This window comes from Sphingomonas taxi, from assembly GCF_000764535.1.
Taxonomy (GTDB): domain Bacteria; phylum Pseudomonadota; class Alphaproteobacteria; order Sphingomonadales; family Sphingomonadaceae; genus Sphingomonas; species Sphingomonas taxi.
Map to the genome: position 1 here is coordinate 1,067,096 of NZ_CP009571.1, position 20,430 is coordinate 1,087,525.

Annotated in this window: 21 protein-coding genes; 11 read left to right on the forward strand and 10 right to left on the reverse strand. The window is 67.2% G+C overall.

Translation table 11 applies throughout. From position 1 onward, the window contains the following. Window positions 1-61: 61 nt before the first annotated feature. Window positions 62-1,885 (reverse strand): M2 family metallopeptidase, encoded by a 1,824-nt coding sequence (locus tag MC45_RS04745; RefSeq protein ID WP_038660175.1) that lies wholly within the window; start codon window positions 1,883-1,885, stop codon window positions 62-64. Window positions 1,886-1,958: 73 nt separating this feature from the next. Continuing rightward, a complete protein-coding gene (locus MC45_RS04750; RefSeq protein ID WP_038660178.1) occupies window positions 1,959-2,720 on the reverse strand; it encodes an alpha/beta fold hydrolase in 762 nt (253 codons plus the stop codon). Between the two features lie 190 nt (window positions 2,721-2,910). Between MC45_RS04750 and MC45_RS04755 the strand changes: the two genes are divergently transcribed. Further along, window positions 2,911-3,186: a hypothetical protein gene (locus tag MC45_RS04755; protein WP_038660181.1), complete on the forward strand. Its 276-nt coding sequence runs from the start codon at window positions 2,911-2,913 to the stop codon at window positions 3,184-3,186. A 99-nt stretch (window positions 3,187-3,285) separates the two neighbouring features. Continuing rightward, entirely contained in the window at window positions 3,286-3,909 is a 624-nt protein-coding gene (locus MC45_RS04760; RefSeq protein WP_052075512.1) for a YitT family protein, read from the forward strand. A gap of 53 nt (window positions 3,910-3,962) precedes the next feature. Here the strand turns inward: MC45_RS04760 and MC45_RS04765 are convergent, their stop codons facing one another. From MC45_RS04765 to MC45_RS04785, 5 genes are all read right to left on the reverse strand, one after another. Beyond that, window positions 3,963-4,325: a type II toxin-antitoxin system VapC family toxin gene (locus MC45_RS04765; protein WP_052075513.1), complete on the reverse strand. Its 363-nt coding sequence runs from the start codon at window positions 4,323-4,325 to the stop codon at window positions 3,963-3,965. Continuing rightward, window positions 4,322-4,573: a FitA-like ribbon-helix-helix domain-containing protein gene (locus tag MC45_RS04770; RefSeq protein WP_038660183.1), complete on the reverse strand. Its 252-nt coding sequence runs from the start codon at window positions 4,571-4,573 to the stop codon at window positions 4,322-4,324. Before MC45_RS04770 ends, MC45_RS04765 begins: the two co-directional genes overlap by 4 nt. 32 nt (window positions 4,574-4,605) lie before the next feature. Continuing rightward, entirely contained in the window at window positions 4,606-5,634 is a 1,029-nt protein-coding gene (locus tag MC45_RS04775; protein ID WP_038660187.1) for an aspartate-semialdehyde dehydrogenase, read from the reverse strand. Between the two features lie 63 nt (window positions 5,635-5,697). Beyond that, window positions 5,698-6,414 carry an MgtC/SapB family protein gene (locus MC45_RS04780; RefSeq protein ID WP_038660192.1) on the reverse strand — a complete coding sequence of 239 codons (717 nt, stop codon included), beginning with the start codon at window positions 6,412-6,414 and terminating at the stop codon, window positions 5,698-5,700. Between the two features lie 167 nt (window positions 6,415-6,581). Continuing rightward, complete coding sequence (locus MC45_RS04785; RefSeq protein WP_052075780.1) at window positions 6,582-8,792, reverse strand: S9 family peptidase; 2,211 nt, start codon at window positions 8,790-8,792, stop codon at window positions 6,582-6,584. Window positions 8,793-9,023: 231 nt separating this feature from the next. On the opposite strand from MC45_RS04785, the gene MC45_RS04790 reads away from it, so the two are divergent. From MC45_RS04790 to MC45_RS04810, 5 genes are all read left to right on the forward strand, one after another. Then, window positions 9,024-9,683 (forward strand): DUF6975 family protein, encoded by a 660-nt coding sequence (locus MC45_RS04790; protein ID WP_038660195.1) that lies wholly within the window; start codon window positions 9,024-9,026, stop codon window positions 9,681-9,683. 77 nt (window positions 9,684-9,760) lie between these two features. After that, complete coding sequence (locus MC45_RS04795) at window positions 9,761-10,606, forward strand: AAA family ATPase (RefSeq protein ID WP_038660198.1); 846 nt, start codon at window positions 9,761-9,763, stop codon at window positions 10,604-10,606. Window positions 10,607-10,725: 119 nt separating this feature from the next. Then, window positions 10,726-11,289, forward strand: a complete 564-nt coding sequence (locus MC45_RS04800; RefSeq protein WP_038660201.1) for a CHAP domain-containing protein — start codon at window positions 10,726-10,728, stop codon at window positions 11,287-11,289. A gap of 31 nt (window positions 11,290-11,320) precedes the next feature. Further along, window positions 11,321-12,499 (forward strand): vWA domain-containing protein, encoded by a 1,179-nt coding sequence (locus MC45_RS04805; protein WP_038660204.1) that lies wholly within the window; start codon window positions 11,321-11,323, stop codon window positions 12,497-12,499. A gap of 47 nt (window positions 12,500-12,546) precedes the next feature. Further along, the gene (locus tag MC45_RS04810) at window positions 12,547-12,783 is read left to right on the forward strand and encodes a hypothetical protein (protein WP_038660207.1); all 237 of its coding nucleotides are present in this window, start codon (window positions 12,547-12,549) and stop codon (window positions 12,781-12,783) included. Between the two features lie 218 nt (window positions 12,784-13,001). Here the strand turns inward: MC45_RS04810 and MC45_RS04815 are convergent, their stop codons facing one another. Next, entirely contained in the window at window positions 13,002-14,087 is a 1,086-nt protein-coding gene (locus tag MC45_RS04815) for an anhydro-N-acetylmuramic acid kinase (RefSeq protein ID WP_081974334.1), read from the reverse strand. A 120-nt stretch (window positions 14,088-14,207) separates the two neighbouring features. On the opposite strand from MC45_RS04815, the gene rimO reads away from it, so the two are divergent. Next, complete coding sequence (gene rimO, locus MC45_RS04820; RefSeq protein ID WP_038660213.1) at window positions 14,208-15,533, forward strand: 30S ribosomal protein S12 methylthiotransferase RimO; 1,326 nt, start codon at window positions 14,208-14,210, stop codon at window positions 15,531-15,533. A 60-nt stretch (window positions 15,534-15,593) separates the two neighbouring features. Here the strand turns inward: rimO and MC45_RS04825 are convergent, their stop codons facing one another. Continuing rightward, the gene (locus MC45_RS04825) at window positions 15,594-16,085 is read right to left on the reverse strand and encodes a P-loop nucleotide/nucleoside kinase family protein (protein WP_038660215.1); all 492 of its coding nucleotides are present in this window, start codon (window positions 16,083-16,085) and stop codon (window positions 15,594-15,596) included. Window positions 16,086-16,373: 288 nt separating this feature from the next. Here MC45_RS04825 and MC45_RS04830 point away from each other — a divergent pair, with 288 nt between their 5' ends. Genes MC45_RS04830 through MC45_RS04840 form a run of 3 tightly spaced genes read left to right on the forward strand, consistent with a single transcriptional unit; the run spans window position 16,374 to window position 19,655 of the window. Further along, window positions 16,374-17,783, forward strand: a complete 1,410-nt coding sequence (locus MC45_RS04830; protein WP_081974335.1) for a serine hydrolase domain-containing protein — start codon at window positions 16,374-16,376, stop codon at window positions 17,781-17,783. A 1-nt stretch (window position 17,784) separates the two neighbouring features. Continuing rightward, on the forward strand, window positions 17,785-19,149 hold the full coding sequence (locus MC45_RS04835; RefSeq protein ID WP_038660218.1) for a leucyl aminopeptidase family protein: 1,365 nt from the start codon (window positions 17,785-17,787) through the stop codon (window positions 19,147-19,149). Further along, entirely contained in the window at window positions 19,146-19,655 is a 510-nt protein-coding gene (locus tag MC45_RS04840) for a DUF2867 domain-containing protein (RefSeq protein ID WP_038660221.1), read from the forward strand. Before MC45_RS04835 ends, MC45_RS04840 begins: the two co-directional genes overlap by 4 nt. Before the next feature lie 6 nt (window positions 19,656-19,661). On the opposite strand, the gene MC45_RS19905 is transcribed toward MC45_RS04840, so the two are convergent. Then, window positions 19,662-20,402 (reverse strand): energy transducer TonB, encoded by a 741-nt coding sequence (locus MC45_RS19905; protein ID WP_281177482.1) that lies wholly within the window; start codon window positions 20,400-20,402, stop codon window positions 19,662-19,664. Between the last annotated feature and the right edge of the window lie 28 nt (window positions 20,403-20,430).

The following is a 20,430-nucleotide window of genomic DNA, read 5'->3' on the forward strand; positions in this document are numbered from 1 at the left end:
CAACATCCCGATCGATCCTATGCAATAGCCCCGCCCTCGCGGGGAGGACAATGCTCGCCCCTCACCAGCCCGACGGCTTGCCCCTGTTCTGCTGGTCGAGCCACGTCTTGAGCGGCGCGAAATAGGCGACCAGCGCCTTGCCCGACATCTGCCGCGATCCGGTCATCACCTGCAGCGCATCGGGCCAGGGCTTGGACTGGCCCATCGCCAGCATCGCGTTGAGCTTCGTCCCCACCGCCTTGTTGTCGTAGAAGGAACAGCGGTGCAGCGGTCCCTTCCAGCCGGCCTGATCGCACGCCGCCTTGTAGAACTGGAACTGGAGCACCCGCGCGAGGAAGTAGCGCGTATAGGGCACCGTCGCCGGGATATGATATTTTGCGCCGGCATCGAACTTGGTCTCGTCGCGCGCCACCGGCGGCGTGATACCCTGATATTGCAGGCGCAGCGCGTCCCAGCCCTTCTGGTAATCACCGCTGCCGATCCTGCCCGAAAAGACGTTCCAGCGCCATTTGTCGACCAGCAGGCCGAACGGCAGGAACGCCACCTTGTCCATCGCCTGACGCAGCAGCAGGCCGATGTCCTTATCCGCGCTCGGCACCTGCGCCGGCGCGAGCAGGCCGATCTTGACGAGGTAATCGGGCGTGATCGACAGCGCGACGGTATCGCCGATCGCCTCATGGAAGCCGTCGTTGGCGCCGTTCTTGTAGAGATAGGGCTGCGCCTTGTACGCGCGCTGATAGTAATTGTGGCCGAGTTCGTGGTGGATGGTGACGAAATCGTCGCCGTTCACCTTAGTGCACATCTTGATGCGGATATCGTCCGCATTGTCGATATCCCAGGCGGAGGCGTGGCAGATCACCTCGCGGTCGGCCGGCTTGACGATCTGCGACCGCTCCCAGAAGGTCTTGGGCAAAGGCGCGAAGCCGAGCGACGAATAGAAGGCCTCGCCCTGTTTCACCATCCGCACGGGATCATAGCCCTTGGCGGTAAGCAGCTCGCCGGTGTCGTAGCCGACGTCGCCCGCCCCCTTCGGCGCGACGATGTCGTAGATATTGCCCCATTCCTGCGCCCACATATTGCCGAGCAGGTCGCTCCGGATCGGCCCCGTCTTCGGCTGCACCGCATCGCCGTATTTCGCGTTGAGCTTCCAGCGGACATAGGTGTGCAGCGACAAATAGAGCGGCTCGACCTCCTTCCAGATCTGGTCGGTCAGCGCCTCGAACTGCGCGGGCGTCATGTCATAGCCCGAACGCCACATCGCGCCGACGTCGCCGAAACCCAGCTCCTTGGCGCCGGCGTTGGAGATCGCGGTCATCCGCGTATAGTCCTTGCGCATCGGCGCACCGACATTGTCGTTCCAGCTGACCCACATTTCCTTGAGCTTGGCGGGATCGCGCGACGTGCCCATCGCCGCCTCGATGTCCGAGCCGTTGATCGGCTTGCCGTCGAGCGTGCCCTTGCCCTTGCCGTAGCTCGACGACATCCGCGTGGTCAGCGTCGCCAGTTCGGTGGCGGCGCCCGGCGTGGTCGGCGCGGGCAGGCCGACGCCGTTCTTGAGCAGGTCGAGCTTGCGACGCGTGTCGAACGACACGCCGGACACGCCGTTAAACCGCGCCGCCCCCTTCGCCCATTGCACCGCCTTCTCGGTCAGTTCGGCACCGGACTTAGCGGCGAGCGCGTCGGTGTCGTCGGTGATATAGGTGGCGTTGACCCAGGCGGTCTGCTGCGCCGGCACCGAGAGGTCGGCGGCCTCCTTCTCGACCGCGGCGACATAGGCGTCGGCCTCCGCCGCGGTCGGCCTGGCGCCAGTGTTGGCGCCGGTCTGGGCGGCGGCGGGCATGACGAACAGGGCCGCGGCGAGCGCGGTGGTGGAAACGAGACGCATGGATGAAACCCCCTGACGATCCTGTGATTGTCGTCAGGATGGCCGCGTCATCGTCCGCGGGTCAAGCCATCGCTCAGCCGGCGAGATAGTCGGCGATCGCCTGCCCGAGTTCGGGCTTGGCGACCGCGCTCATATGGCCGCCGGGGATCTCGCGAAAGACCGCCTGCGGGATCGCATCGGCCAGTGCCGCACCCGAACCGTTGTCGTCGTCCTCCGCGCCGGTGATGACCGCGACCGGCACGGCGATCGCCTCGACCGCGTCCAGCGGCGTATCCACGAACGTCTCGAGCACGTTGAGCAGCGCGACGGGATCGCCCTTGGTCGTCTTGAGGAAGGCCTCGGTCATCCATTCGTTGCTGCCGCGCTCGAAACTGCCGAGGTTGGTCAGCACCTTGCGGAAATAGTCGCCGCGGCCCGAGGTGGTGAGGATGCCGGTTAGTCCCATTCCGGCCATCACCGCCCGCCGCGGCGTCGCGCCATTGACCAGCATCCGCATCGTCGTCCGCCCGCCGAGCGAATAGCCGCCGAGATCGTAATCGGTGAGGCCGAGATGCGCGATCAGTGCCATGCCGTCGCGCATCAGCGCGTCCGGCGGATAGGCGGCGACGTCATGCGGCCGGTCGCTGAGGCCGTGGCCACGCAGATCGGGCATGATGACCCGGAAGCCGCGCGCGGCGAGCTTGGCGGCATGACCGTATTTCAGCCAATTGACCTCGGCGGTCGAGAAATAGCCGTGGATCAGTACGGCGGGCCGCCCCTCGCCCAGCTCGCGCCAGGCGATGCGGGTGCCGTCGAAGCTTTTGAAATACTGCGGGTCGGTCGGCGAGTCGGCCACGATCTAGGGTCCTGCTGCTGCGGATACGGAATGGCGATACCCGTTGGGTTGCGAGCGGCGCGATGTCCAGCCTCGATCGCCGCCGGTGCGGTCGAAGGGGACCCGGATCTGCCGGACGAGACCGTCCAAAATCGAACTTTCCAAAGGGGTGAAACAGGCATACTCTGCCTTCAAAGCTTGTAGGAGAGCGATGATGGACAATGGTCTGCAAACCCACGGCATGACGCCGGCGGGCGACGAGAGCCTGGTGATCCTCCAGAGCCTGTTGTGCCTGTTGCGCGAGAAGAACGTGCTCAGCCGCGCCGATATCGAGGAACTGACCGACCGCGTCGCGATGCGCGCGGCGCAGGCGGAGCGCGACCCCCTGCCCTGCTGTTCCGAAGCGACGCAGGGCGCGGCGCGCGAGATGGCGCGGATCGGCGATTACGTCGGCCATCGCTATGGCGGCAAGCACCGCCGGATCTGACCGTCTTCCGTTCACCGCCCGAGACTGTATAGCGCACGATACCGCCCCCGAGAGCGGTATCGCCGGGAGAGGCGCCTGACCCATCACGCATGAGGTCCGATGCAGTCCCGCGACATTGCTTTCTCCCACGGCCGCCCGCACAGCGTCGCCGAAGACGCCTATGCCCTGCTGATCGGGTGTATCCTGATCGTCGTCGGGCTGATCTTCCTGAAGGCCGCCGGTCTCGTCACCGGCGGTGTCGCCGGTATCGCGCTGTTGATCTCCTACAAGGTGCCGTTGCCCGCGGGCGTGCTGTTCACGCTGATCAACATCCCGTTCTTCGCCTTCGCGCACAAGGTGATGGGCGCGCGCTTCGCGGTGAAGTCGGTGCTGGTCAATCTCGGTATCGCCGGTCTGTCCGCCCTCGCGCGCGCGTCGATCCACGTCGTCGACATCCACCCCGCCTTCGCCGCGGTCGTCGGCGGCACGGTGATCGGTATGGGGATATTGTCGCTCGCCCGGCATCAGGCCGGCGTCGGCGGCACCGGCGTGCTCACCTTATGGCTGCAACGCACCCGCGGCTGGAACGCCGGCCGCTCGCAGATCGCGATCGACGTGGTGATCCTCGCCGTCTCCGCACCTGTCATCACCGGCACGCAGCTCGCCTGGTCGGCGCTCAGCGCCGCCGCGATGAGCCTGATCCTGATCGCCTGGCACCGACCGGGGCGCTATATCGGGCATTAGCCCGCGGCGCTGGCCTCCTCCAACGATACCAGCCATTTGCCGTAGGGCGTACCCTAACAATTGACGATCAGCTTGCGGTCGGCCGTCAGGATTCGCATGCCGGTGGATTCCGCCAGCGCCAGATACAGGCAATCATACACCGGGTGGGCGATCGCCAGCGCGATATCCAGCGCGCGGGCGGCAAGCCGATCGGTCGCTAGAAATGTCAGCGCATCCTCGATCGCCGCGAATCCGGCCACCGCCTGCAATGCATCGATTTCGTTGCGCCGCACCTTTTTCCAGAGCGCGTTGGCAAGTTCGCTCCGCAACAGATCCGGTGCCACCACATCGCCACCGAGGAACGACGCGGCGAGGTCCGCGCCCTCCTCGGCGACCGCCCATTCGACGGCGACGCTGGTGTCGACGATCCAGGTCAAGCCTCGCGAAAGCCCTCGCGATCCTCGCGGACGAGCCGCTCGGCCGGTGTCTGCGGCACATCCGGGGTCATTGCGCGGATCGCGGCGAGCCTCGCCCGCACGTCACGATGTCCCTCGCCGGCATCGGGCCGCAACCGCTGCAACGCCGCGCGCAACTCCGCCTCGAGCGAGCGACCGTTGCCATCAGCGGCCCGCTGATAGTCGCGAAGCAGGGCGTCATCGAGGTTCCGGATCAGCACCTGTGCCATAGGGGCGATGCTATCATCGCCACGTCAGCCCCTCAACCGTCCTTCTTGAGGTGCCGCCGGCCAAGCAGCTCGGCGATCTGCACCGCATTCAACGCCGCGCCCTTGCGCAGATTGTCGCTGACGCACCACAGGTTGAGGCCGTTCTCGATCGTCGGATCCTCGCGGACGCGGCTGACATAGGTGGCATCGTCGCCCGCCGCCTCGATCGGGGTGATATAGCCGCCGTCCTCATGCTTATCGATCAGCATGACGCCCGGCGCCTCGCGCAGGATGCGCTTGGCGTCGTCGGCGGACAGCTCGTTGGCGAATTCGATGTTGATCGATTCCGAATGGCCGACGAACACCGGCACGCGCACGCAGGTCGCGGTCACCTTGATCTTCGAATCGAGGATCTTCTTGGTCTCGACCACCATCTTCCACTCTTCCTTGGTCGACCCGTCGTCGAGGAAGCTGTCGATGTGGGGGATGACGTTGAAAGCGATCTGCTTGGTGAACTTCTTCGCCTCGGCACTGTCGCCGACGAAGATGTTGCGGCTCTGCTCGAACAGTTCGTCCATGCCGACCTTGCCGGCGCCCGAGACCGATTGATAGGTCGAGACGACGACGCGGGTGATCGTCGCGGCATCGTGCAGCGGCTTGAGCGCCACCACCATCTGCGCGGTCGAGCAGTTCGGGTTGGCGATGATGTTCCTGGCCTTGTAGCCGTCGATCGCCGCGGCATTCACCTCGGGCACGATCAGCGGCACGTCGGGATCCATCCGGTAGAGCGACGAATTGTCGATCACCGTACAGCCGGCGGCGGCGAACTTGGGCGCATAGACCTTGGTCGCCTCGCTGCCGATCGCGAACAGCGCCATGTCCCAGCCGGCGGGATCGAAATGCTCGATATTCTGCACCTTGAGCATCTTGCCGGTGTCGCCATATTCGATCTGCTCGCCCTGGCTGCGGCTCGACGCCAGCACGGCGATCTCGTCGAGGGGGAATTCGCGCTCGGCGAGGATGTTCACCATCTCGCGCCCGACATTGCCCGTCGCCCCCGCGACCACCACCCGATAACCCATGAAACCCTCCGCTGCGTTGCAGCGCCGCCTAATACGGTTGCGTGGCCACGTCCATCGGCTTTGCTAATCGTGCGTGCTGAGCTGCCACGTCGCGTGGCCGATGCCGTGGACGCGGGCGAGGTGGTCGACCAGCGCGTCCAGCTCCTTGTCCGGCACATTGGTGCTGACCAGCGTCGCCGTCACCTCGACCAAATCGTCGCCGCGCGCCTCGCTGTCCAGCTCGGCGACGGGCAGTTGCGCATTTTCGAGATGCGCGACGAGCATGTCGCCCATCGGCCCCGCCTGCGCCGGATCGACGGTGATCGTCACGGTATAGGTCGCCTCGACCGAATGGCCGACGAGCGGGATGCGGTTGATCGCATCGACCAGCGGCCGCAGCAGCGTGTTGGCGGCGAGCACAACGACGGTGAGCAGCACCGCCTCGGCGACCATGTCCGATCCCGCGATCGCACCGACCGCCGCCGAACACCACAAAGTCGCCGCGGTGTTGAGCCCGCGGACGTTCATCCCCTCCTTCATGATGACGCCGGCGCCGAGGAAGCCGATCCCCGAGACGACATAGGCGATGATCCGGATCGACTCGACATCGCCGCCCAGCCGCTGGCCGAGGTCGACGAACGCCGCAGCGCCGATCGCGACCAGCGCATTGGTGCGCAGCCCCGCGGTGCGCTGGCGATATTGCCGCTCGGCGCCGATTGCGGTGCCGAGCACGAAGGCGGTGACGTAGCTGACGAGCGTGTCGAGGAACGGCCAGAGATGGAAGAGGGTCAGGAAACGCATCGGCGGCGTGTAGCGGCGCTGCGCGACGAAATCATGTCAGCGCTGGCCTGCCCCGTCATGCCGGACTCGATCCGGCATCCCGCTTCTTCCAACCGATGGAAAGAAGCGGGACCCCGGCTTAAGGCCAGGGTGACGAAGGCATACGCACCGGAGAAAGGGGCCCGCCCCTATTTCTTGTTCTTCACGGTCCGGTCGAGGAATTCGAGGATCGTTCCCCACAGATGCTGGCTGACCCCCGGCCCCGCCACGCGGTGCGTATAGCCGGGGTAGAACATCATCTCGAACGGCGTCGCGGTCGCCTGCATCCGCGCCGCCACCTTGGTCGAATTGTCGAGGAAGACGTTGTCGTCCGCCATGCCGTGGATCAGCAGCAGCGGATCGCGGATCTTCGACGCCTCCTCGACCGCCGCCGAACCCGCATAGCTCTGCGGGTCCTTCGCCGGATCGCCGAGATAGCGTTCGGTGTAATGCGTGTCGTACAGCTGCCAGTCGGTCACCGGCGCGCCCGATACCGCCGCGGCATAAACGCCCGACGTCTTCTCGAGCATCTTGAGCGACATATAGCCGCCATACGACCAGCCATAAGTGGCGATCCTGCCGCCGTCGACGAACGGCAGCGACTTCAGGTAATTCGCCCCGGCGAGCTGATCCTCGACCTCGACCGTGCCCATCGCATGATAGATCTGATCCTCGAACGCCTTGCCGCGATTGTACGAGCCGCGATTGTCGATCTTGAAATAGACCCAGCCCTGGCTGACCAGATATTGCGGCAAGGCTCCCTGCCAGCCGCGCGTCACCTGCTGGCCGGTGCCCGGGCCGCCATAATGTTCGAAAAATACCGGGTACGTCTTTCCGGCGACGAGCGGCGGCGTAATCATCTCCCAATAGAGCGTCGTGCCGTCGGCGGCCTTGATCGTCCCGAACTTGGTCGGCTGATGCTGCGCGAGGAACGGGAAATAGGGATGGCCCGCAACCACCGCATTCTCGTTGATCCACGCGATCCGCTTGCCGCTGGTGTCGGCCATATAGACCTGCGTCGGCTGTGCGGAATTGGACCGCGACACGATGAAGCGGCTCGCCGCCTTGTCCATCGTCGCATTGTTGGTCCAGCCGCGCTCGGTCAGCCGTTCGATCGCATTGGGTTTGGCGATGTCGACCGCATAGAGATGCTGTTCGAGCACGTCGTCCTTCAGCCCGGTGAAATACAGCCGCCCCTTCTGCTCGTCGACGCCGACCAGCCCGGTGACCACCCACGGCCCCTTGGTCAGCTGCGTCCACTTGCCGCCCGGCGTCCAGCGGTAGAGATGGCCGTAGCCGTCGCGCTCGGAACGCCAGATCAGGCTGCCGTCCTTCATCGGCTGGTAGTCGTCCGACAAATTGAGCCAGCTCTTCGCGCCCGACTTTTCGGTGAACAGCACGCTCGCCTTGCCCGTCTCCGGGTCGACTCGCAGCATGTCGAGCGTCTTCTGGTCGCGGCTCTGCCGCTGCACCAGCAGGGTCTTGCCGTCTGGCGTCCAATCGACCCGCGCCAGATAGATGTCGGGGTTGCTGCCGAGATCGACCTTGACCTGCCCCGATCCGTCCGGCCGCATCACGTACAGCTCGACCAGCACGTTGGGCGTTCCCGCCGCGGGATAGCGCTGCTCATAGGTCTTGGTCCCCGCCGCGCCGATCGATGCGCGGGTAAAGACGTGGACCGGCGCTTCGTCGAACTTCTCGACCGCGATGAACCGCTCGTCGGGCGACCACCAATAGCCGGTGGTGCGATGCATTTCCTCCTGCGCGACGAACTCCGCCTCGCCGAAGTGGATCGTGCCGCCGCCGCCCTGCGTCACCGCGCCTGCCGCGCCACCGGCGAGCGGCTGCGCGAACAGATTCTGGTCGCGCACGAAGCTGACATAGCCGCCCTTCGGCGACACGACCGGGTTGAGTTCACCGCCCGGCGTCTGCGTCAGCCGCCGTACCTGCCCGTCGAGCGACGCCAGATACAGATCGCCGTCGAGCGGCACGAGGATCGCCTTGCCGTCGGGCGAGAAATCATAGGCGACGATGCCCTTCGACCCGCCGATCCGCGCGCGTTCGCGCTGCATCTTCTCCGCCTCGCTCAGCTCGGCGCCGCTGCCGACCTTCTTGCTGTCGACCAGCATCCGCTCGGCGCCGGTGCGCGTGTCGCGCGCCCACAGATCGGTGCGCTCCTTCTCGTCGGCGCGCGGACGCAGGAAGGTGAGCAGGGTCCCGTCGGGCGACAGCCGCACGCCGCGCGGCTGCGAGCCCGACAGATCGGGGCTGCCGAACACCCGCGCCAGCGTCAGTGCGCCGCCTTCGGGGGCCACCGCGGGCCGAGTCGCGCCGGTCTGCGCCCCCGCCTCAACGGTCATCGCCACGCTCCCCACCGACGCGAGCGCCAAGGCCACGATCCATCCCCGCATCCACCTTCTCCAAAAACAACGAGTTGGCGTTCTTACGGCACGGCCCGCCCGCGTAAAGACGGAATGAGACAGGGTTACCGACGCATAAACCGTCTCTTTACTCGCTTCGGTATAGTTAGTGGGTAGACAAGGGACCAAGTCGGACCGGCTTGGCGGCACGATATCGATTAGCGGGACAGCATGTTGGACACGGCACAGAAGGGTGGGCAAGCGAGCGCTTGGGACGTGGTGACCGAGCTCGGCGAGGCCGACGGCAGCGTGGCGCATCCGCATCTCAGCCTGCTCATCTCGCCCGCCGCCGCCTCGCGCGACCTGTCCGACGCGGTCCACGCGCTCTGCGCCGTCCACGGTGACCCGCCCGGCCTCGCGGTGGAGGCGCGCACCTTCTGCGTCCAGCCCGACGCCTGCGACTGGCTGACCGCGGTCGCTGACGCCTTTGTCGGGGAGCGCAGCTATATCGCCCGCCTCGCCGCCGCCGCCGGCCCCACTCCCTCGACGCCGGGCCAGGCCGAGACCGAGGCGGCGCTGATCGCCAGCCGCCACGCACTCGAAACGCTCGCCCGCTCCGAACGCCGCGGCTGCGCGACGGGCGCGGTCGCCGCTTTGGTGAATGACTGGACGACGATCCGCCTGCTGCTCGATCACGCCGCCGAACGGTTCGGGGTCGAGCCGGTCCCCGCCGGCTTCCCGTCGCTCGCCGAAACCGCGTCGAGCGTCACGATGCTCGGCGCGACACTGGCCACCGAACGGGCGGTCCGCTTCGGCGCGCAGCAGTTGCTCGCGCAGCATCGCGCGTTGTGGGACCTGCTCGAAGCCCGCGCCAGCGCGCGCAACGGCTGAGCCGGCCCTCGCGTCGCTTGCGCGGCGCGACGCGATGCGCCAACCAGATTCCCGACACTCCACCGTCGGGAACGGCCATGAAGCGCTTCGAAGGCACGCAAAGCTATGTCGCGACCGACGACCTGAAGGTCGCGGTCAACGCCGCGGTGACGCTTCGCCGCCCCTTGCTGGTCAAAGGCGAACCGGGCACCGGCAAGACCGTCCTCGCCTATGAGATCGCCAAGGCGACCGGTGCCGAGCTGATCGAGTGGAACGTCAAGTCGACCACCAAGGCGCAGCAGGGCTTGTACGAATATGACGCGGTCGCCCGGCTGCGCGACGGCCAGCTCGGCGACGAACGCGTCCACGACATCGCCAATTACATCCGCCGCGGCAAATTGTGGGAGGCGTTCACCCGGCCGACCCCGCCGGTGCTGCTGATCGACGAGATCGACAAGGCGGATATCGAATTCCCCAACGACCTGTTGCAGGAACTCGATCGGATGGAATTCCACGTCTACGAGACGAAGGAGACGGTGCGCGCCGTCGAACGGCCGATCGTCGTCATCACCAGCAACAACGAGAAGGAGCTGCCCGACGCCTTCCTGCGCCGCTGCTTCTTCCATTACATCAAATTCCCCGATCGCGAGACGATGCAGGCGATCGTCGACGTCCACTTCCCGGGCATCCAGAAGATCCTGGTGAGCAAGGCGATGGACGTCTTCTACGAGGTCCGCGACGTGCCGGGCCTCAAGAAGAAGCCGAGTACCAGCGAATTGCTCGACTGGCTCAAGCTACTGCTCCACGAGGACATGCCGCTCGACATCCTCCAGAACCGCGACCCGACCAAGGCGATCCCGCCGCTGCACGGCGCGCTGCTGAAGAACGAACAGGACATCATGCTGTTCGAACGGCTGGCGTTCATGGCCAAGCGGCAGCGCTGAGCCGCATACCACCACCCATCGTTCCGCCCCTGCAACGACCGGCAACTTTTTGCCGCTTTATTGCGCGTTAACCATGACTGCCAATCTGCCAGTCATCCGCAATGACGTAACTCGCCCCAATGCGGGGCTTATTTCCCAGGTGCGGCCTGCTGGTCGCTGCCGCACAGGCGGCAATGCTTGCCGCCCCTCTCGGCGCGTCGGCCGGGCTGCTCGACTATGTCGGGCAGTGCGTGCCGTTCGCGCGTGCCGCATCGGGGATCGAGATCTACGGTGATGCCTGGACGTGGTGGAACCAGGCCGAGGGTCGCTACAACCGCGGCCATCGTCCGCGCCAGGGGTCGGTGATCGTCTTCGCCAAGACCGGCCGCCTGCCGCTCGGTCATGTCGCGGTGGTCAGCCGGGTCGTCGAGCGTCGCGTGCTGATGCTCACCCACGCCAATTGGTCGCGCCAGAACGGCAAGCGCGGCCATGCCGAACAGGACGTCACGCTGTACGACGTATCGCCGGGCAACGACTGGAGCGAGGTCAAGGTCTGGTATCGCGATGTCGAGGGGCTCGGCGGCGGCATCTACCCGGTCAAGGGCTTCATCTACGGCGGCCACCCCTCGCCGCAACTCACCAGCCGCAACCCCGATTACGTCGGCGCGCTGATCGACGCCTACGTCCCCGGCGCCGGCCGGTAGACACGCGCCGCGGCACCCCTAAGATGCCGCCATGTTCCTCGCCTTCCTCGACGAGCTTCGCGCCGCCGGCATCCCGGCCAGCCTCAAGGAGCATCTCGTCCTGCTCGAGGCGCTCGACGCCGAGGTGATCGACCGCACGCCGGAGGCCTTCTACTATCTCGCCCGCGCCACCTATGTGAAGGACGAGGGGCTGCTCGACCGCTTCGACCAGGTCTTCGCCAAGGTCTTCCGCGGCATCGCCACCAGCTACGGCGCCGAGACGGCGGATCTGCCCGAAGACTGGCTGAAGGCGGTCGCCGAGCAATATCTCACCCCCGAGGAGATGGCGCGGATCGAATCGCTGGGCTCGTGGGACGAGATCATGGCGACGCTCAAACAGCGGCTCGCCGAACAGGAAGGGCGCCATCAGGGCGGCAGCAAATGGATCGGCACCGGCGGCACCAGCCCGTTCGGCAACGGCGGCTACAATCCGGAAGGCGTCCGCATCGGCGGCGAGAGCCGCCATCATCGCGCGATCAAGGTCTGGGACCAGCGCGAATTCCGCAATCTCGATTCGACGCGCGAGCTCGGCACGCGCAACATCAAGGTCGCGCTGCGCCGCCTGCGCCGCTTCGCACGCGAGGGCGCGGCGGACGAACTCGATATCGACGGTACGATCGACGGCACCGCGCGCCAGGGCTGGCTCGACGTGCGGATGCGGCCCGAACGGCGCAATGCGGTCAAGCTGCTGCTGTTCCTCGACGTCGGCGGCTCGATGGACCCGTGGGTGACGCTGTGCGAGGAATTGTTCAGCGCCGCCACCGCCGAGTTCAAGAATCTCGAATTCTTCTACTTTCACAATTGCCCGTATGAAGGCGTGTGGAAGGACAATCGCCGGCGCTTCTCCGAACGCACGCCGCTGTGGGACGTGCTTCATAAATTCGGCCACGATTACAAGCTCGTCCTCGTCGGCGACGCATCGATGAGCCCATACGAGATCAGCCATCCGGGCGGCTCGGTCGAGCATAACAACGAAGAGGCGGGCGCGACGTGGATGCAGCGGCTGACCAACACCTATCCGGCCGCGGTGTGGCTCAATCCCCTCCCATCACCGCAATGGGGCTACAGCCCGTCGATCCGCATGATCCGCGAGCTGATGAGCGAGCGCATGTACCCGCTGACGCTCGCCGGACTCGACGACGCGATGCGCGAACTGACCCGCAAACGGTAGCGCACGGTCGGCGAGTCTGATAGAATAGGTCCATATCGGGGAGACTCATGATGCGTTGCCTGCCGTTGCTCATCGCACTCGTTCCCACGCTTGCCGCGGCACAGCCGACGAAGCCGAAGCCGCCGCTCGTCGACAGATGCGAACGGCCGAGCACCCGCCAGGTGTCGGGCGCGGTCAAGCCCGGCCTCCACAAGCTCGGCGAACTGCCGCCGGCCAAGCCGATCTACACCGTGGTCCGGGAGATCGACGGCTGCCCGACCCCGGTCAGCGTTCGCCCACGCTGAAATCTCGGAACGCTTCGCGACCACATGCTCCGCGAAGGGCGATACCCTATCAGTGCTCCCGCGAAAGCGGGAGCCCGGGAGTCACGAACGGCATCAGGCGTTGCTCTGCTTAACCGTGGGTTCCCGCTGTCGCGGGGACACTGGAGGTGGCGTCAAGCAGAGCATCGCTGAGCCGATCGCTGCCATTGCAGCGTCCATGTCGTCCAACGCGGCACGCGCTACGGCCGGCTCACCACCCCACCGGGCAGCGGTGCCGCCACCCCGGTTGTCCCCGGAAAGCTGATCGGCAGACCGCGCAGCGTCCGCACCGCCATATAGGCGAAGCCCTCCGCCTCCATCGCATCGCCGTTCCAGCCCAGCGCATCGCTCGGCTCGGGCGTCAGCCCGGTCCGCTCGCCGATCATCCGCAGCAAGGTCGGGTTATGCCGGCCGCCGCCCGCGACGATCAGCCGCCGCGGCCGCGCCGGCAGGCGGTCGATCGCCTCGTTGACGCTCGCCGCGGTGAAGGCGGTCAGCGTCGCGGCACCGTCCGCCGCCGCCAGCCCGCGCGCCGGCTGAACGGTGAAATCGTTGCGATCGAGGCTCTTCGGCGGTGCCAGTTCGAAGAACGGATGGTCGAGCATCCCGGTCAGCACCGCCTCGTCGACCTGCCCCGCCGCCGCCAGCGCACCGTCCGCGTCGAAGCGCGCGCCGGTCTCCGCCTCGACCCAGCTATCGATCAGCCCGTTCGCCGGCCCGGTATCGAAGGCGACGAGCGTCCCGTCCGCGCCGACGAAGGTGATGTTCCCCACCCCGCCGAGGTTGAGCACCGCCACCGGCTTGTCCAGCCCCGCGACCAGCGCGGCATGATAGACCGGTAGCAGCGGCGCCCCCTGCCCGCCCGCGGCGACGTCGGCGCTGCGGAAGTCGCTGACCACGGTGATGCCCGTCGCCCGCGCCAGCACCGCGCCGTCGCCGATCTGCCACGTCCAGCCGCGATCGGGGCGATGCGCGACGGTCTGGCCGTGATAGCCGATCACCCCGACGTCCGCCGCCTCGACGCCCGCCTCGCGCAGCAATTTGTGGACGGCGAAGGCATGCGTCCGGTCGATCAGCTCGCCCGCCGCGACCAGATCGGGGCTCGCGCGCGGCCGGTCGAAGGTCAGCGCCAGCGTCGTCGCCGCGGCGAGCTGCGCGCGCGCCGCATCCGAATAGGCCTCGCCGCGAAACGCCAGGGCGCGCACCTGTCCCTCGCCATCGGTCTCGAGCAGCGCCGCATCGATCCCGTCGAGCGACGTTCCGGACATCAACCCTATTGCCAGCATCAAACGTCACTCCCCTGCCGCCGCTGTGCCGCCTGCCCCCGCCGGTGTCGAGCGACGAACGACGCCGGACACGGCACCATCTGGCAAAAGCGCGGCGAAACGCCTATGTGCGCCTCTCTCATGGCAACTCGTCTCCCCTCCCCGCCGCGCGTCGGCATGGTGTCGCTCGGCTGTCCCAAGAATCTGGTCGACAGCGAACGCATCCTCACGCAGCTGCGCGCCGACGGCTATCAGATGTCCGCCGATTACGCCGGCGCCGACGTCGTGCTGGTCAACACCTGCGGCTTCCTCGATTCGGCGAAGGAGGAAAGCCTCGAGGCGATCGGCGAGGCGATCGCCGAGAACGGCCGCGTCATCGTCACCGGCTGCATGGGCAAGGAGGCCGAGGTGATCCGCGCCCGCTTCCCGCAGGTGCTCGCGGTCACCGGCGCGCATCAGTACGAACAGGTCGTCGAGGCGGTGCACGAGGCGGCGCCCGCCCACCTCTCGCCCTATATCGACCTGATCCCCGACGCCGGGCTCAAGCTGACGCCGCGTCATTACAGCTATCTGAAGATCTCGGAGGGCTGCAATCACCGCTGTTCGTTCTGCATCATCCCGAGCCTGCGCGGCGATCTCGTCAGCCGCCGCCCCGACGCGATCCTGCGCGAGGCGGAGAAGCTCGTCGCCGCCGGCACGCGCGAACTGCTCGTCATCAGCCAGGACACCAGCGCCTACGGCATCGATATCCGCAAGGAGCCGCGGCTGTGGAAGGGGCAGGAGGTCGTGCCGCACATGACCGACCTCGCCCGCGAGCTTGGCAGGATCGCCCCCTGGGTCCGCCTCCACTACGTCTATCCCTACCCCCATGTCGATCAGGTCATCCCGCTGATGGCCGAGGGGCTGGTGCTCCCCTATCTCGACATTCCGTTCCAGCATGCCGCGCCGTCGGTGCTCAAGCGCATGAAGCGCCCCGGCAACGACGCCAAGGTCCTGAGCCGCATCCATCAGTGGCGCGAGATCTGCCCGGACATCGCGATCCGCTCGACCTTCGTCGTCGGCTTCCCCGGCGAGACCGAGGCGGACTTCGAATACCTGCTCGACTGGCTCGACGAGGCGCAGCTCGACCGCGTCGGCGCATTCCGCTTCGAGCCGGTCGAGGGCGCCGCCGCCAACCTCCTGCCCGATCACGTGCCGGAGGAGGTGAAGGAGGAGCGCTACCAGCGGATCATGGCGAAGACCGCCGCGATCAGCGCCGCCAAGCTCGCCGCGAAGATTGGCCGCACCCTCCCCGTCATCATCGACGAAGTGGGTGAAGAAGGCGCCACCGGCCGCAGCCAGGCCGACGCCCCCGAGATCGACGGCCAGGTCTTCCTGCGCGATGCCGCGCACCTCGCGGTCGGCGACATCGTCCCGGTGGCGATCGAGGACGCCGACGAACACGATCTGTACGGCGTACCGGTTTGACGCAGTGCGGTCCGGGTCCTCTCCCGTTGCGCGGTGAACGTCGCGGGAGAGGACGGAGGGCTAGGGTCGATGCAGAACGACGTCGAATCCTTCCTCGGATGCTGGCGGAACGAAATGCTTCGTTATTTGCGCGAAATCGTCGTCGCTCACGGTAAATTCGTGCGTGCCGTCGTCATTTCGCCGGCGTAACCGGGATTTGCAGACGTCATCCGGAACGTCGAGGTAATGGAGCTGGTGAGCACAGCCCGCCTCTTCGAACACGGTGCGCATCCATGCCCGGCTTGCCGGTGTATTCGCCGGAAAGTCCAACACCACGGATAATCCCGCCCGCAACAGATCGACCAGATGCGCGCGCATCGCATCGCGCAGCCGCGCTGCGTTGCGAACATAGTCGGCAAGACTGTTCTGCTCGCCCGGATACAGGCGTGCCAGCCAGTAATCTTCCCTCACCACGACCGTGTGGGGCTGTTTTCCTAGAGCACCGGTAAGCGTGGATTTCCCGGCAGCGATCTTGCCGCACACGAGGTGCAGCGTCGGTTGTTCCAAAGACATGGTTCGATACCCTTCGCAGATGCACGCAGCATCATGATAGTCACAAGCGGATAGACCCGGCCCGACGCATCAGGCCGGGTGGTTAATTCGTCCGCTGTTCGCAATCGCGATGGGAATGACGAAAGGCATGGCACGAAGATGCCACCCCTCCTTTCGTTAGTCCAGCGTGAGATGGCATCGAAGGCCGGTGTTCGAACCACGACGGTGCCGCTTCCTGATATCACCGTAGGACACCGCCAGCCGCGCTCGACGCCCGCGCGCCGATTTCACTTTCGCCAGACCACCCGGATGTGGCAGCCTTCCGCGATGCTGCACAAGACGCTCGCGACGCTCGCTCTCCTTCTCACCGCCAGCCCCCTCGCCGCCCAGACGCTCACCCCCGCCGAACAGACCGCGGTCGACAAGGTCGTCGCCGATGCGCTCGCCACCACCGGCACGCCCTCGGCGCAGGTCGCGATCGTGCGCGGCGGGCGGATCGTGCTGACCAAGGCCTATGGCAAGCAATCGGACCGCGACGCCGCACGCCCCGACGCGCCCTATCAGATCGCCTCGATCTCGAAGCAGTTCACCGCCGCGGCGCTGCTGCTGCTCGAGGACGACGGCAAAGTGTCGCTGGACGACACCGTCGCCAAATGGCTGCCGGGGATCAGCGGCGGCGACCGGATCACCATCCGCCAGTTGCTCAGCCACACCTCGGGCCTGCAGGATTACTGGCCGCAGGACTACAGCTTCAAGGCGATGGAGACGCCGACCACGCCGCAGGCGATCGTCGACCGCTGGGCGAAGAAGCCGCTCGACTTCGCCCCCGGCACGCAATGGCAATATTCCAACACCGGCTATGTCGTCGCCGGCCTGATCGCCGAAAAGGCCGCGGGCGAGCCGTTGCTGACCCTCCTCGAACGCCGCGTCTTCAAGCCGCTCGGCATCACCGCGATCGATCAGGACAAAGCGATCGGCGCCCGTTTCCCCTCGGGTTATCACCGCAATGCGCTCGGCCCGGTCCGCGTCGCGCGTCCCGCCGCCGACGGCTGGCTCTATGCCGCGGGCGAATTGTCGATGAGCGCCGGCGACCTCGCCAAATGGGACGTGGCGCGTCTGAACCGCAGCCTGCTCCCCGCCGACGACTGGGCAGCGCAGGAGAAGCCGGTGCTGCTCGCCGACGGCAGCACGACCAATTACGGCCTCGGCGTCAGCCTCGGCAAACGCGCCGGCCAGCCCTATGTCGAACATAGCGGCGAGGCGGTCGGCTTCCTGTCAGAGAATATCGTCTATCCCGAACAGAAAGCGGCGATCGTCGTCCTCACCAACGCCGATTTCGGCAACGCCTTCGTCAGCATCGCGCAGGGCATCGCCAAGGTCGTCCTTCCCGCCGATGCCGACGCCACCGAGGCGGCGAAGACGAAGGCGGCGCGCGCGATGTTCGACGCGCTGCGCGGCGGCACGCTCGACCGCACGCTGCTCACCGCCAACGCCTCTTATTATTTCACGCCGCAGGTGCTCGCGGATTATCGCACCAGCCTGTCGGCGCTCGGCGCGCCGACCAGCTTCGAGAAAGCGGGACAGACGCAATTACGCGGCGGCTTCGTGCAGCGCCGCTACACCGTGACCTATCCCGACCGGAAGCTGTCGATCGGCACCTTCGCCGAGCCCGACGGCACCGAGCGCTACGAGCAATTCCTCGTCAGCCCGGCGACCTGATATGCCCGACACCCTGCTCCAGCCCGACCGCGGCCAGCCCGCCCGCTCCATCGCGCTGATCGCGCCCGACGCCTATGACGCATGGCTCGCCGCCCAGCCGCCACGCGTCCGCACCGCGCTCGCCGCGCAACGCTTCACCGGCAAGTCCGGCAGCCACGCCATCTACGCCGACGAGGACGTGCAGGCGATCGTCGTCGCCGCCGCACCCGACGTCTGGACGTTGGCGAAGCTCGCCGAGGCGCTCCCCGCCGGCACCTATCGCGTCGGCGGTGCGATCGGCCCCGCCGCGCTCGGCTGGCTGCTCGGCCAATATCGCTTCGATCGCTATCGCAGGGCGGACGACACCGGCGCGCGCATCCTCCTGACGCAGGACGCCGCAGGTATCGAGGAGACCTTGCGCCTCGCCGCCGCGACCGGCTGGGTGCGCGATCTCGTCAATACCGGCGCGGGCGACCTCGGCCCCGCCGAGCTGGAAGCCGCCGCCGAACGGCTGGCGCGCGATCATCAAGCGAGCGTCACCATCACCCGCGGCGACGCGCTTGCCACCGGCTATCCGCTGATCCACGCGGTTGGACAGGCGGCGGTCAAGGAGCGCGCGCCACGGCTGATCGAGCTCGAATGGGGCGACCCCGCGCATCCGCGCATCGCCTTGGTCGGCAAGGGCGTGGTGTTCGATACCGGCGGGCTCGACATCAAGCCATCGGCCGGCATGCGGCTGATGAAGAAGGATATGGGCGGTGCGGCGCATGCGCTTGCGCTCGCCAGCCTCGTCATGGCGGCGCGGCTGCCGGTGCGCCTGCACCTGCTGATCCCGGCGGTGGAGAATGCGATCGCCGGCAATGCCTTCCGTCCCGGCGACGTGCTGCGCAGCCGCCTCGGCCCGACGATCGAGAACACCAACACCGATGCCGAAGGACGGCTGATCCTCGCCGACGCGCTCACCCGCGCCGGGGAGGCGCATCCCGAGCTGATCCTCGACTTCGCGACGCTGACCGGCGCGGCGCGCGTCGCGCTCGGCCCCGATTTGCCGCCGCTGTTCACCGACGACGAGACCCTCGCGGCGGACCTGCTCGCCGCCGGCACCGCGCTCGACGACCCCCTGTGGCGATTGCCGCTGTGGGACGGCTATGACGAGATGCTCAAGTCGGACATCGCCGACATGGTCAACGCCCCTGACGGCGGCTTCGCCGGCGCGATCACCGCCGCGCTGTTCCTGCGCCGCTTCGTGCCGAAGGACACGATCTGGGCGCATATGGACGTCTTCGCCTGGCGCCCCTCCGCCAAACCGGGTCGTCCGAAGGGCGGCGACGCCTATGCGCTGCGCGCCTGCTACGCGCTGCTCAAGCGGCGCTATGGCACGCGGTGAGCGTCACCCGCCGCGATCCGCCCCACTCGAGCCGTATCGCCGACTGGTATGACGGCGCGGACCTGCTCGATTGCTATGCCGCGCCGCTGCCGCCCGGGCATGATGGCGATATCCTTACGATCGCGCGGGCGATCCTCGACCGCCCGAGCTGGTGGTTCCGCGCGCTGCTGGGGATACGCGACGGTTTCGCGCGCAGTGCCGGCCTGCAGACGACGGGGGATATCCGCAACGCGGTCCGCGCAGACGCGCGCGTCGCCTTCTTCCCGATCCGCGCGCAATCGGCGGACGAGATCATCCTCGGCGAAGACGACCGGCACCTCGATTTCCGCCTCTCGCTGCTCGTCGACCGCAGCGCCCACCGCACCGGCACCGTGTTCGCGACGACGGTGGTGCGCTGCCGCAACCGGCTCGGCCACGCCTATCTCACGGCGATCACGCCGTTCCACCATCTCGTCGTCCGATCCAGCCTCGCGCGCGCAGAGGCCGCCGGCTTCATCGCGGACTAACGAAGGTCAGCGATCGATCGTCGGCGGATCGATGTCCCATTGCTGGTCGCGCAGCACCGTCGATCGCACCGGCCGCCCGGCCGCATCGCGCCACGGATCGTAGCGGAAGCGCTTCTCGATCGCCGCACAGGTCACCTGATCCATCAGCGCACTGCCGCTCGACCGCGCGATCGTGCAGCCGGTGACGCGGCCGTTGGTTTCGACGCGATAGCGGACGCCGACGACGCCGCGAAAACCGGTGTCGAGGATCGCGTCGGGGATGTCCGATCCCTTGATCCGGCCGCTGACCAGCCGCGGCACCTTTTCCCAGCCGCTGCCGTCGCCATCGCCGTCGCCGCCCGCGCCATTGCCGTCGCCGATCCCGCCGGCGCCGGTGCCCGGCCCCGCCCGGTCGGATGCGCCGGAGGTCGCCTGCGCGCCGATATTGGGCAGCGGCGCGACGACGATCGGCGGCGGTGGCGCGATCTGGACGATCGGCACCGGCGCGGTGACCTCGGTCGCCTTGGAGCGGAGATTGGGCGGCGCCGCCCGGCCGCTCGGCCGGTTGATCCGCTTGGGCGGCGGTATGACGCGCTCCGGCGGCGGCGGCTCGGGCGCGACGGTGAAGGTGGCCAGCGCGCTCTGCATCGGGGTGACGCCGCCCCGGAAAGCGAGCCCGAGCCACAAGGCATAGCCGAGCGCCGCGACGATGACGGCGGTCAAAGCGGCGGCGCCGAGCCGTTCGCGTAGGGGAGCAGGCGCGATCACGATGGCAAGATGATGCCGCACCCCGCCT